Below are 12,090 nucleotides of genomic sequence, written 5' to 3'. Positions count from 1 at the left end.
GGCCGGAAAGCGGCGGGGGGTGGTGCTGCACGGTACAAACTCCTTCCGATGCCGCCTACCGGGTTAGCTGACGGGTTCGGGCGGGAAGTCTGGCCCTACCGTGAGCGTTGTGCTCCACGGATTCACCCCAGAGTGCGGTGGGTCCCCGGCTCGTGCGTACACGACTCAGCGGGTCCGGCGCAGCGTCGCCCCTCGGCGACCGGCAACCACACCGGACCGGGCCGACACTACTGGCCGGTTCCCCTGCTGCCAACCCCTCTGACCTGGTAAAACATCAGCCCGGCCGACATCTGGTGACGCATTGTGACCGTGACGGGGATCAGTGGGCACGGGCGGACCCGAAGGTGCACAACCGTAAGGAAGGGCCCCTTCTTATCGCTTTCGGTAGAGGAAGGGCCCCCTGTTAACACCCCGTCCCCGGGGACGGCACGGCCAACGGGCGTCGCCGGAACGACACCGGCCCCCGGCAGCCGGAGCTACCGAGGGCCGGTGGGGTGCGACAGTCAGGCGACGGCGGCCGGTGGGGTGCGACAGTCAGGCGACGGCGGGCTGGGCCGACCGGACCCCGGCGGCGAGATCCGCAGCGACGGCGGCGACCGCCTCGACGGCGGCGCGTCGGTCCGGGGCGTCCAGCATCGCGCGGACGAAGGCGGACCCGACGATCACCCCGTCGGCGAAGGCGGCCACCTGGGCGGCCTGCGCCCCGTTGCTGACCCCGAGCCCGACGCAGACCGGCAGGTCCCCGGCCGCGCGTACCCGGGAGACCAGGTCCCGGGCGCCGGAACCGACCGCACCCCGCTCACCGGTGACCCCCATCAGGGAGGCCGCGTAGACGAAGCCCCGCGACTCGGCGACGGTCATCGCGATCCGTTCCGGGGTCGAACTCGGCGCGACCAGGTACACCCGGTCCAGTTCGTGGGCGTCGGAGGCGGCCCGCCACTGCGCGCCCTCGTCGGGGATCAGGTCGGGGGTGATCAGACCGGACCCGCCCGCGGCGGCCAGGTCGGCGGCGAACCGGTCGACCCCGTACCGGTCGATCAGGTTCCAGTACGTCATGACCAGCGCCGGTGCGCCCTCGTCGACGACCCCGCGTACGGCGGTGAGGGCGTCGGCGGTACGGGTACCGCCGGCCAACGCGATCTCGGTGGCCCGCTGGATCACCGGGCCGTCCATCAGCGGGTCGGAGTACGGGATCCCGACCTCGACGATGTCCACCCCGGCGGCGACCATGGCGCGCATCGCCGCGACCGAGGTCTCCACGTCGGGGAACCCGACCGGCAGGTAGCCGATCAGGGCGGCCCGGCCCTCGGCACGGGCCTGCTCGATGGTGTCGCGGACGCTCACTTGGCCTGTTCCTCTCTCACCACTGCCGCACCGTTGTCGTCCAGCAGCCCGAAGTACCGGCTGGCCGTGTCGACGTCCTTGTCACCCCGGCCGGACAGGCTGACCAGGATCACACCGTCCGGGCCGAGCCGGCGGCCCTCCCGGATCGCGCCGGCGAGCGCGTGGGAACTCTCGATCGCCGGGATGATGCCCTCGGTGCGGCAGAGCAGGAGGAACGCCTCCATCGCCTCGGCGTCGGTGACCGGTTCGTACCGCCCCCGGCCGATGTCGTGCAGCCAGGCGTGGGCCGGGCCGACGCCCGGGTAGTCGAGGCCGGCGGAGATGGAGTGGCTCTCGATGGTCTGGCCGTCGGCGTCCTGGAGGATGAGGCTGCGGCTGCCGTGCAGGACGCCGGAGCCGCCGCCGGTGATCGAGGCGGCGTGCCGACCGGTCTCCACGCCGTCCCCGCCGGCTTCCAGGCCGAGCAGGTCGACGCCGTCGTCGTCGAGGAACGCGTGGAAGATGCCGATCGCGTTGGAGCCGCCGCCGACGCAGGCGCAGACCACGTCGGGCAGCCGGCCGACGAGGTCGAGCACCTGTTGGCGGGCCTCCTCGCCGATGATCCGCTGGAAGTCGCCGACCATGGACGGGAACGGGTGCGGACCGGCCACCGTACCGATCAGGTAGTGGGTGTCCGCGACGTTGGTCACCCAGTCCCGCATCGCCTCGTTCATCGCGTCCTTGAGGGTGCGCGACCCGGCGGTCACCGGGATGACCTCGGCGCCGAGCAGCCGCATCCGGGCGACGTTGAGCGCCTGCCGGCGGGTGTCCTCCTCGCCCATGTAGATCACGGCTTCCAGGCCGAGCAGGGCGGCGGCGGTGGCGGTGGCCACGCCGTGCTGGCCGGCGCCGGTCTCGGCGATCACCCGGCTCTTGCCCATCTGCACGGTGAGCAGGGCCTGACCGAGCACGTTGTTGATCTTGTGCGAGCCGGTGTGGTTCAGGTCCTCACGCTTGAGGATGATCCGCGCGCCGCCGGCATGCCGGGCGAACCGGGGCACCTCAGTGAGGATGCTCGGCCGCCCCGAGTAGGTCCGGTGCAGTTCCGCGAGCCGGGCGGTGAAGGCGGGGTCGACGATCGCGGCCCGGTAGGCGGCGTCCAACTCCTCAAGGGCCGCGACCAGGGCCTCCGGTACGAACCGGCCACCGAACCGCCCGAAGTAGGGACCGGACTGGGCGGAGAGCGGCGTCGACGCCGCGGAGACGGGATTGTCCGAGGTCTGGGTCACGCGGTCCTCATCACTGGCTGGTCGTTCGGCGACTCGCTCCCGGTGGGCGGCACGGGCACGGCAGGGCCGCTCCCGTCGGGGAACCGCCGGCGGCCCGGGTCGGCCGCCGCGCTCCGCCGGCCCCGGCTGGCGGGGTCCTGCCGCCCTGGGCCGCCTGGCGCGCGTGGGTGACGCACCACCGGATCGTACCGAGACCGGATGGCCCGGGATCGACCGGGCGAGGATGACACCGAACGGACCGGGCGGAACGGGCTGCCCCGTCCCGCCACCACGTCACCCCGTCGTCAACCGATCTGCCGCTTCAGGTGGTAGCGGTGCACCTCGGTGCTGCCCTGGAGGTTGTTCACGTCCTCCTCGGCGGTGACCAGCTCCCAGCCCTCGGCCCCGGCCCGGTTCAGGTGGGCGATGGCCGTGTCGGCGTAGTCGGTGACGTCCCGGCGCGACCCGTCCGGGCCGTACCAGTGGTAGGTGAGCCGCCAGGCCTGTCCGGAGACCTCGCGACGACGGACCAACAGTGCGTACTCCCAGGCGACCATCCGTCCATTATGGCCGAGCATCTACCCAGGGTGTGGTCGGGGTTACGACGAGTGTCTCAGCCAGCCCGGACGGTACGCCACCGGGTGCCCGCCCACCACCGGCGCACCGGGGCGGTGATGGTGCGGTCCGGGGCCGGACCGGGTACCGGCACGGAGTACGCCCGGTGGGCCCGGACCGCCGCCGCGAACGCCTCCTCGCGGAGGCTGCGGGCCGCCACGGCGGACAGTTCCGCCGCCCGCCACGCGTCCCGCTCCCGCTGGACCGCCGCCCGGTGCCGGGCGTGCAGCCGGTCCCGCACCACCGTTCGCAGCACGAGTTCCTGTTCGACCGGGTGGCGGCGCGGGTCCCAGCCGTTGCGGTGGGTGAAGACGTCGCTCAACTCGGCCACCGACAGCTCCCGACGCCAGTACGCGGCCATCGCCGCCCGGTGCAGGAAACGCTCCCGGTCGGCGTACTCGGCCGGGGTGCGCGGGGTCCGGGGGACACCGAACGCGGTGGCCCGGACCAGGCGACGCACCTCGGCGTCGGCCTCGTCGAGTTGACGCCCGGTCGACTCGACCGCGTCCTGCACGGCGAGCCACTCGGCGCGACGCCGACGGGCGGTGGCGGCGGCCCGGTCGGCGGCCACCGCCACCTCCCCGGCGTAGCGCCGCAGGTCCTCCGGGGCCGCGCCGACGGGCGTCCCGGCGGCCTCCGGTACCGGCTCCGGGGGTGGCTCCGGTACCGGACCGCGTCGCCCGACCAGCGTGGCGATCACCACCATCGCCAGCACGGTCAGGGCCGACCAGATCGCCACCGCCTGCGGCACGTCACGCAGGAAGTGGTAGAGCAGAGCGTGCATCATCTCGACACCTCGGGGCTGGTCAACGCGACTCGGAGACCCGGCCGGGGCGTCAGGTGCAGCGGGGCACGGCGCCGGCCGGGGTCGCGCCGCGGCAGGCGGCGCGCGCGGCGGTCAGACCGACCGGGCGGGGTCGGCCGACGGGCAACCGAGCGGCGGGGCCCGCTGGCCCCGGACCGGGCGCGGACCGGAGTCGACGGCACAGCGGGCGCCGGTCGGCACGACCGGAACGGTGGACGTCGCCGTCGACCTCGCGACCGCTGCCGGGACCGCGGAAGACCGGTCGGGCAGCGTCGGGTCGTCGTCGGGATCCGCCGCCGGACGCTCGGCCGCTCCGGACGCTCCGTCGGCCACCGCACCGTCGGCCACCGCACCGTCGACCGGCACGGTGTACGCCGGGGAGCCGGCCGCCACCGACGGCACGGCGGCCTTGCTGACGCCCGGGAACGGTGCGGTGCCGGCACCGACGGCGAAGATCACCCAGGCGAGCGCCAGGGCCGCGACGAGACGCGCCGAACGGCACACCATCCACCATGACGGGCGGACGGGCGCAACGGGGATCACCCGTACAACCTACCCCGCACCGCGACCCGGTCGCACAGTGAGGGATGGAAATACCGCCATGCCGGGTGGATGGTGGCGCCGCTACCTCCCGGCACCGGCCCGGACCGGCGCCGGGGCGGACGGTGGGGCGGGCGCGGTCCGGCGGCGGGGCGCGAGCACCCGCATCATCGGCGTCTCCACGAACCGGTGCAGCAACCCGGCGAGCAGGAGGTTGAGCAGCAGGAAGCCGACCGCGGCGACCGGCCCCTGCCAGCCCGGCAGACCCTGGGTACGACCGGCGAACTGGAGCACGGTGGAGATCACGAACACGTGCAGCAGGTAGTACGCGAAGGAGACCTCACCGAGCCAGACCATCCGCCGGGACCGCCACGGTGACCAACTGCCCCGGACGTCGGCGTCGGCGGCGGCGGCGATCACCAGCACGTACACCGGCGCCAGCAGGGCGGCCCAGAACTGGGCCGGGATCCAGGTGCTCGCCGCCACCCAGGTCACCACGAAGACGACGCTGGCCACCGGCAGACCCGGGCCGCGCCACCGGCCCCGGATCATCAGCTCGGCGGCGGCCACCCCCATCCAGAACTCCAGCGACCGGACCAGCGGGAACACCTGGGTGAACCACCAGCGGCTCTGCTCGGGCACCAGTTCCTGGCCGGGCCACAGGGCCAGGATGAGCAGCGGCACGGCGACGACGACGCCGACCAGCACCCCGACGCGTACCCGCCGGAGCAGCGGCAGCACCAGCGGCAGGCAGAGGTAGAAGAACAGCTCGCAGGAGAGCGACCAGCTCACCGTGTTGACGCTGTAGAAGTAGCCGCCCTGCGGGAACCAGGCCTGGACCAGGAAGAGGTTCGCCAGCGCGACCTTCCAGTTGATCTCGATGGCCAGGTACGTCCAGAGGAGCAGGACGGCCGCCCAGAGCACCAGGTGGTTGGGGTAGATCTTGGCCAGCCGGCGACGCCAGAAGTCCCGGCGCCGCTCCCCCGGGCGGGCCGACCAGACCAGCACGAAGCCACTGAGGACGAAGAAGAACTGCACGCCGGAGAGGCCGAGGGTGAACAGCCAGCCGACCACGGCCTGGTAGTCGGGCTCGGCGATGATCCGCATGGTCCCCACGTGGAAGCCGAAGACCAGCATCGCCGCGATCCACCGCAGACCGGTCAGTGAGGGCAGGTTGCTGCGGCGGGTACCCACCGGTGCCGCTGCCGCGGTCGTCTCGTCGGGACTCTGGCGAAGCGACTGGATCGGGCCCATGGGCGGCCACCCTAGCCGGAACGGCGCGGGGACCGCCCACCCGGCCCGCGTCCGGGTGCGATGATCGGGGCGACGTGGAAGGGGGCCGGCATGCGGCAGGGACGGGTCGACCACCGGCTGGACCGGCGGGACGAACGGCTGGCCGACTTCTTCGCGGAGCGGCACCTCGGCACCCTCACCACCCTGCGGGCGGACGGGTCACCGCATGTCGTACCGGTCGGGGTCACCTTCGACCCGGAGACCGGCCTGGCCCGGGTGATCACCTCGGCGGGCTCCCGGAAGGCCCGGCACGTCGCGGCGGCCGGGGCGGCGGGCGCGCCGGTCGCGGTGTGCCAGGTGGACGGTCGGCGCTGGGTGACCGTGGAGGGACGGGCGGTGGTCCGGGCCGACCCGGCAGCCGTCGCCGAGGCGGAACGTCGCTACGCCGTCCGGTACCGGCCGCCCCGCCCGAACCCGGAGCGGGTGGTCATCGAGATCACCGTCAGCCGGCTCCTCGGCAGTCTCTGATCCGCTGGCACGGCACAGCGCCGACGGGCGCGCGGCGGGCGCCCGTCCGGCCGGTGGTCGGGGCCATCCGGCCGGACGGTGAGCCGGCTCAGGCGGACGGTGGTACGGCCCCGGCGGCGACGACGTCCCGCCCGGCCACGGTGGGCTCGCCGGGATTCCCGGCCACGGTGGGCTCGCCGGCCATCGGGAAGGCGTACCGGGCGGCGTGCTCCGGGTCGGCCGGGTCGATCTGCCGCAGACCCGCGTCGGCGAGCCGCTTGTTCACCTCGTCGAGGTGCTCACGGACCAGCCGGGCCTCCTCGTCGGTGACCCGGCCCCGGTGCGGTCGGCCGGCGTACTCCAGGGTCCCGTAGTCGATCTTCTCGGTCGACTTCCGGGTGGACTTGGCCGGTCGGACCCGCTCGGCGGTCCGCAGCAGCTGGGCCATCGGCGTGTCGGTGGCGAGGGAGTCGAACTCGCTGGCGGTCAGCACCACCCGGCGCGGCTCGTCGTCGGACTGGTCGTGGATCTCCACCACCGCGACGTCCAGCGCGGCGTCGTCGATGCTCTCCACCTCCACCGGCCGCGCGTCCAGGCGTACCGGCCCGGCGACCAGGTCGGGGTGTTCGAGTACGACGATCTTGACCACCTCGTCCTCGGGCGCGATGACCTGGCCGCTGAAGTCGGAGACGTGGACGGTCTTCTTACCCATGCGCGGGACTTCTCCTATCGGGGTGGGTTTCTGCCGATCAGCAGACGAACCTACCCGACAGGTGTGCGAAAGACGGTGTCAGGTCGCCGGGGTGTCGACCGGTCGCCGGCCCGACTGCTCCCGGAAGGACCACCGCTGTCCTCCGGCCGACAGTCCACCGCCCGGCGATCCGACATCCTCTACCGATGCGGACAGCGAAGCGGTTCCGGGTACTGCTGGCGGTCCTTCTGGCTGCGGCCGGCCTCGCCGTCCTGGGCGGTGCCGCCGTCTTCCTGACCGGTCAGGGCCGGGCGAACGCCGACCAGTACGCGAGCAGCTTCTCGTTCCTGCTCGCGGTCACCGTAGCCGGCTGCGGCGTGGTGGTCTGGGCGGTCCGTCGGGCGCGGGCCGCAGCGGTCGGCACCGTCGACCTGCCCCAGGCCGCCGATCAGCTCGCCGGGGTGATCCGGGCCGGGATCGACGGCGAACTCCGCAGGCAGGGCGTCGAGGATCCGGCGCCCCTGCCGGTCGGCTGGCGGCTGAGCCGCCGGGCCAGGAAGGCGATGCGCGGGGTACGCGTCGACACCCCCGACGTCGATCCGGACGCCGACCCGGGGCGGTTCTTCAGCCGGGTACCCTCCCGGCGGCTGGTGGTGCTCGGTGCCGCCGGCTCCGGCAAGACGGTCTTCGCCATGCGGCTCTGCGCGGACCTGCTGGCGGCCCGGTCCGCCGGTGAACCCGTGCCGGTGCTGGTCTCCCCGGCGGATTGGCGGGCCGACCGGCAGTCGTTGGACGACTGGCTCGTCGAGCGGTTGACCAACGACCATCCGGGCCTCGGTGCGACGGTCGAGCTGGCCACCGGGGGCAACCACACCCTGGCCCGGCAACTGGTCGACAACGGACTGATCCTGCCGGTACTGGACGGGTTGGACGAGATCCCGGCAGCGGGCCGCTCCGCCGTGCTGGGCGCACTCAACGAAGCCGGCGCCCGGTTGCCGCTGGTGGCCACCAGTCGACCCGAGGAGTACGCCACCGCGGTCACCGCCAACAGCCGTGGTCTGAGCAACGCCCTCGTGGTCGAACTGCAACCGGTCGCCCCGGACGCGGCGCTGCACTACCTGGGCGCAGCGGCGCCCGGCGCCGGTCCACAGTCACCCCGACGGCGTTGGTCCGCAGTCGGCGCCCGGGTCGCCGAGCAGCCCGCCGGTCCGGTGGCCACGGTGCTGGCCCAGCCCCTGCTGATCGGGTTGGTACGGCAGGTCTACGCCGACCCGGCGGTCGACCCGGCCGGGCTGACCGCCGACACCGGCACCGCCGGACAGCTCGTCGACGACCTGCTGGACGCGTACGTACCGGCGGTCTACCGGCAGCGCCCCGGCGCGCCACGACGGCGTGGCCAGCCCCGCGACGCCCGTACCGCCCGTCGCTGGCTCGGCTTCCTGGCCCGGGTCGCCGGCTCGGAGTTCCGGCAGTTCGGCTGGTGGCAGCTCGCCGGGGCCTGCCCACCCGGATGGGTGCGCAACGTGTCGCTGTACACGGCGTTCCTGGCCTCGCTGTCGGCGGTGGCCGTGGCGTACGCGGTCGGTGGTCCACCGGCGGCGGGTCCGGTGGCCGTGGCTTTCGGGCTCACCCTGCTGCTCAACGTCAAGGGGGACATCAGGGAGCCGTACCTGCGCGGCCCGGTCACCGCCCGGCTGGTCGGCGTCGCCGTGCTGGTCGGCATCGTGCTCGGGTTCCCGCTGGTCGCCGCGCTCGGCTACGACCGGGACCTGCCGCCGTCGGCCAGGACCCTGCTCGCGGTCACCGCCACCGTGGTCGCGGCGCTGTTCGTGCTGCTGGTCGGGGGCATCGACCCGGTCGACCCGGCGGGGGTGACGACACCGCAGCGAGTGCTGGCCGCCGACCGGCGGACCACGTTGCTGACCGCGCTGACCTCCGGGCCGATCACCGGCCTGATCCTCGGTGGGCTGCTCTGGCCCCGGCAGGGCGCGTGGGCGGCCGTCGTGGTCGGGGTCGTCACGGCCGCCTGCTTCGCGTTGATCAACGTGCTGCGCCGGGCCTGGGGTGCGTTCCTGGTCGCCCGGGTCGCCCTGGCGGTCCGGGGCGAGCTGCCCTGGTCGGCCATGGCGTTCCTGGCCGACGCGCATGCCCGGGGCGTACTGCGCCAGGCCGGCGCCAGGTACGAGTTCCGCCACGAACGGATCCGGGCGCACCTGGCCCGCCCGGTCTGAGCCGACCCGGCACCGGCAGTCGACCAGCCGATCGGGGGTGGTCGATCGTTGACCTCTGAGCCGACACGTGGTCTGATCACGATCCATTAGAAACTTTCACATTTCCATGGATGGATCGGAGACAGCGATGTCCGTGTTCCGTCGTACCGCGGTTGTCGCGGCGATGGCCCTCACCGTGGGAGCGCTCGGCGCACCACCGGTCGCGGCCCAACCCCTGGTCGAGGTCGCCAGCCTGCCCACCGCCGCGGTCGCGCTCGGCGACAGCTTCATCAGCGGCGAAGGCGCCGGGTCGTACACCCCGGTGAGCGACCTCAACGGGGTGGCCCAGTCCTTCCCCGGCTGGTCCGCCCCGAACAGCAACGCGTTCTTCTGCCACCGCTCGGCCAACGCCTCGCTGCACCGGGCCGACCTGCCCGGCATCCAGGCCCGGTTCAACCTGGCCTGCTCCGGCGGCCAGCCGCACGACATCGCCGCCGCCTCCGCCGCCCGGACCAACGGCCGGCAGGTCAAGGCGCAGCTCGACCAGCTCCGCGCGGTGGCCCAGACCCACGACATCGATCTGGTACTCGTCGGTCTCGGCTCGAACAACAGCTCCTTCACCTTCGGCTCGGTGGCCGAGAAGTGCGCCAACCGGTTCATCGCCGACGCCTGGACCGGCTGGTGGGAGTTCTGGGCCTACCTCGGTGGCCCCGTTCCGCAGGAGCCCTGCACCACCACCGACCTCGCCACCTCCGCGCAGCTCGCGGCGGCGACCACCGAGACCACGAACGCGGTCCGGCAGCTGCTCGCCACCCTCGACCAGATCGACGCCGACGGGCAGCACCGGATCGTCTTCCAGGACTACACCAACCCGCTCCCGCTCGACCTGGAGGTCAAGTTCCACGAGGAGGACAGCCGCAGCGACACCCGGGACAAGTTCCGGGCGCTCGGCGCCGAGCGGTACGCGGGCGGCTGCCCCATCCACCGGGCCAGCCTCGCCCCCGGGCACTTCTTCTCCCAGGAACTGGGCAACATCGTGAAGTCGGTGCACACCACCATGTCCGCCGAGTTCCCCGGCGACGACCTGGTCTACCTGAACGTGCAGCGGGCCTTCGACGGCGCCCGGCTCTGCGAGCAGTCGACCAGCCCGACCGGCGCGCTGGCCACCCCGATCCGGCTCCAGGACGGGCCGACCGGGGTCTTCGTGACCAGCCTCTCCGGGTACGACAAGCTGGACATCCAGCGCATCGCGAACACCTGCGGCACGTACTTCCAGACCTGCCAGGAGTCCTGGCACCCGAACGTGGCCGGGCACGGGGTACTCGGCCAGTGCCTCACCGGCGCGGCGAGCACCGGTAACCGGGCGGTGGCCTGTGTCCGGTCGTCGGACGGCCGGATCACCGTCGGCTGACACCGCGCTCCCACCCCGCCGGACCGGTCGCCACGGACCCCGGCGGGGTGGGGGTACGCCTCCGTCAGGCGTCCGGCTGCCAGCCCAGCGCGGTCAGGTACGCCTGGGCGAGGAGGGCGTGACCGGGCAGGTTCGGGTGCACCCGGTCGTCGGCCCAGTCCGTCGGAGTGGTGTGCGCCAGGGCCCGGTCGAACGCCTCCTGGGTGGGTACGTGCACCGCGTCGAACTCGACGGCGAGCCGGCGCACCACCGCGCCGTACCGGTCGGACATGGCCCGCTGCGGTTCGGTCCGGTCCGGCTCGATGAGGTACGGGTCGCCCAGCACCAACCGGCAGCCGGTGGCGGTGACCGCCCCGGTCAGCAGGTCCCGCAGCGTCGACTCGTACTCGTCGACCGGCACCGCTTCGTCCTCCCGGCCGGTGAAGCCGCGCCACACGTCGTTGATGCCGATCATCACGCAGAGCCAGTCCGGGCGTTCGCCGATCGCGTCGGTCTCCCACCGTTTCCGCAGGTCCCGCACGGTGTCGCCGCTGATCCCCCGGTTGACCCAGGTCAGCCGGGTCTGCGGGTGGGCGGCGGTGACGAGGGCGCGGACCAGGCTGACGTAGCCGGAGCCGTACGGCGCGGCGACGTCCCGCCGGCCGCAGTCGGTGATGCTGTCCCCGATGAAGACGATCCGCTGACCCGCCTCGAAGATCACAGTCCTGCCTCCCGTCGGCCGCCCGCCGGCCGCGCGTGACCGTAGTGCCGCGCGGAAGAAGGCGTCAAGGATGCGCCATGATCCGGGATGACACCGGACCGGTGCGAGGAGGAGTCGCATGACACCGAGACCGATCGACTACACCGGCGGGCGGCTGGACCGGGCCGCCGGGGTACGCACCGATCCGGCCCGCCTCGCCACGCTCCGCGCCGAGCCGGACACCCGGCTCGTCCCGGTGTGGCGGGACCGTTGCCCGGTCACCGGCGAACCGGCGGTACCGGTACACCTGACCGTGGCCGGCCCCGGCACCGGGTTCACCGACCGGGAGGCGGTCTTCCTGGGCCTGGACGGGACGACCGGGGTCTTCGCGGTGGACCTGTCGGAGCTGGCCGAGGAGCAGGCGGTGGCACTGACCGGCGCGGACCGGACGATGGATGTCCGGTCCTGTGTGGGCCGGCTCGACCCGGCCGAGGCGGCGGTACAGGCGTACGCGCGCGGCATCCTGCACTGGCACCGGCACCAGGCCTTCTGCGGTACCTGTGGAGCGCCGACCGCGCCCCGCGACGGTGGCGCGCTGCGCGCGTGCCCGGGGGCGGACTGCGGCCGGTTGCTCTTCCCCCGGATCGAACCGGCGGTCATCATGCTCGTCGAGTCCGCCGGTACGCCCCGACGGTGCCTGCTCGCCCGGCACCACGGGTCGGCTGAGGACGCCTACTCGCTGCTCGCCGGCTTCGTCGAGATCGGGGAGAGCCTGGAGGAGGCGGTCCGGCGGGAGGCGGCGGAGGAG

At 73.4% G+C, this 12,090-nt stretch carries 11 protein-coding genes, 1 pseudogene and 1 riboswitch; of the genes and pseudogenes, 4 read left to right on the top strand and 8 right to left on the bottom strand.

The genetic code is table 11. The features are described 5' to 3' along the window. Positions 1 to 37: 37 nt before the first annotated feature. Positions 38 to 181, bottom strand: a riboswitch (cyclic di-AMP (ydaO/yuaA leader). Between the two features lie 353 nt (positions 182 to 534). The 6 genes from trpA to GSF22_RS22725 all read right to left on the bottom strand — a co-directional run bounded on the left by trpA (position 535) and on the right by GSF22_RS22725 (position 5,805). Then, positions 535 to 1,344, bottom strand: coding sequence for a tryptophan synthase subunit alpha (trpA, locus tag GSF22_RS22750; RefSeq protein WP_208815767.1), 810 nt, complete (start codon positions 1,342 to 1,344; stop codon positions 535 to 537). Continuing rightward, positions 1,341 to 2,612, bottom strand: coding sequence for a tryptophan synthase subunit beta (gene trpB / locus GSF22_RS22745; protein ID WP_208815766.1), 1,272 nt, complete (start codon positions 2,610 to 2,612; stop codon positions 1,341 to 1,343). Before trpB ends, trpA begins: the two co-directional genes overlap by 4 nt. A gap of 284 nt (positions 2,613 to 2,896) precedes the next feature. Further along, entirely contained in the window at positions 2,897 to 3,148 is a 252-nt protein-coding gene (locus GSF22_RS22740) for a hypothetical protein (RefSeq protein WP_208815765.1), read from the bottom strand. A 56-nt stretch (positions 3,149 to 3,204) separates the two neighbouring features. Continuing rightward, positions 3,205 to 3,993 (bottom strand): hypothetical protein, encoded by a 789-nt coding sequence (locus GSF22_RS22735; protein WP_208815764.1) that lies wholly within the window; start codon positions 3,991 to 3,993, stop codon positions 3,205 to 3,207. A gap of 111 nt (positions 3,994 to 4,104) precedes the next feature. Next, positions 4,105 to 4,554, bottom strand: a complete 450-nt coding sequence (locus GSF22_RS22730; RefSeq protein ID WP_208815763.1) for a hypothetical protein — start codon at positions 4,552 to 4,554, stop codon at positions 4,105 to 4,107. A gap of 81 nt (positions 4,555 to 4,635) precedes the next feature. Then, complete coding sequence (locus tag GSF22_RS22725) at positions 4,636 to 5,805, bottom strand: acyltransferase family protein (RefSeq protein ID WP_208815762.1); 1,170 nt, start codon at positions 5,803 to 5,805, stop codon at positions 4,636 to 4,638. A 90-nt stretch (positions 5,806 to 5,895) separates the two neighbouring features. Between GSF22_RS22725 and GSF22_RS22720 the strand changes: the two genes are divergently transcribed. Continuing rightward, positions 5,896 to 6,312, top strand: coding sequence for a pyridoxamine 5'-phosphate oxidase family protein (locus GSF22_RS22720; RefSeq protein ID WP_208815761.1), 417 nt, complete (start codon positions 5,896 to 5,898; stop codon positions 6,310 to 6,312). A gap of 178 nt (positions 6,313 to 6,490) precedes the next feature. Here the strand turns inward: GSF22_RS22720 and GSF22_RS22715 are convergent. After that, positions 6,491 to 7,003 (bottom strand): annotated as a pseudogene (locus GSF22_RS22715) (hypothetical protein); the annotation flags it as partial. A gap of 185 nt (positions 7,004 to 7,188) precedes the next feature. Here GSF22_RS22715 and GSF22_RS22710 point away from each other — a divergent pair. Both GSF22_RS22710 and GSF22_RS22705 read left to right on the top strand, forming a co-directional pair. Beyond that, positions 7,189 to 9,213: an NACHT domain-containing protein gene (locus tag GSF22_RS22710; protein ID WP_208815760.1), complete on the top strand. Its 2,025-nt coding sequence runs from the start codon at positions 7,189 to 7,191 to the stop codon at positions 9,211 to 9,213. A gap of 127 nt (positions 9,214 to 9,340) precedes the next feature. Then, positions 9,341 to 10,603: a hypothetical protein gene (locus tag GSF22_RS22705; RefSeq protein WP_208815759.1), complete on the top strand. Its 1,263-nt coding sequence runs from the start codon at positions 9,341 to 9,343 to the stop codon at positions 10,601 to 10,603. Between the two features lie 64 nt (positions 10,604 to 10,667). Here GSF22_RS22705 and GSF22_RS22700 read toward each other — a convergent pair whose 3' ends face one another. Then, complete coding sequence (locus tag GSF22_RS22700) at positions 10,668 to 11,303, bottom strand: SGNH/GDSL hydrolase family protein (protein WP_307804228.1); 636 nt, start codon at positions 11,301 to 11,303, stop codon at positions 10,668 to 10,670. 118 nt (positions 11,304 to 11,421) lie between these two features. Between GSF22_RS22700 and GSF22_RS22695 the strand changes: the two genes are divergently transcribed. After that, positions 11,422 to 12,090: NAD(+) diphosphatase (locus GSF22_RS22695; protein WP_208815757.1), on the top strand; the 669-nt coding region annotated here is incomplete at its 3' end.

Source organism: Micromonospora echinofusca (assembly GCF_017614955.1).
In the GTDB taxonomy this organism is placed as follows: Bacteria; Actinomycetota; Actinomycetes; order Mycobacteriales; family Micromonosporaceae; genus Micromonospora; species Micromonospora echinofusca_A.
Note: the sequence above shows the minus strand (reverse complement) of the source record. Positions and strands in the feature narration are given on the sequence as shown.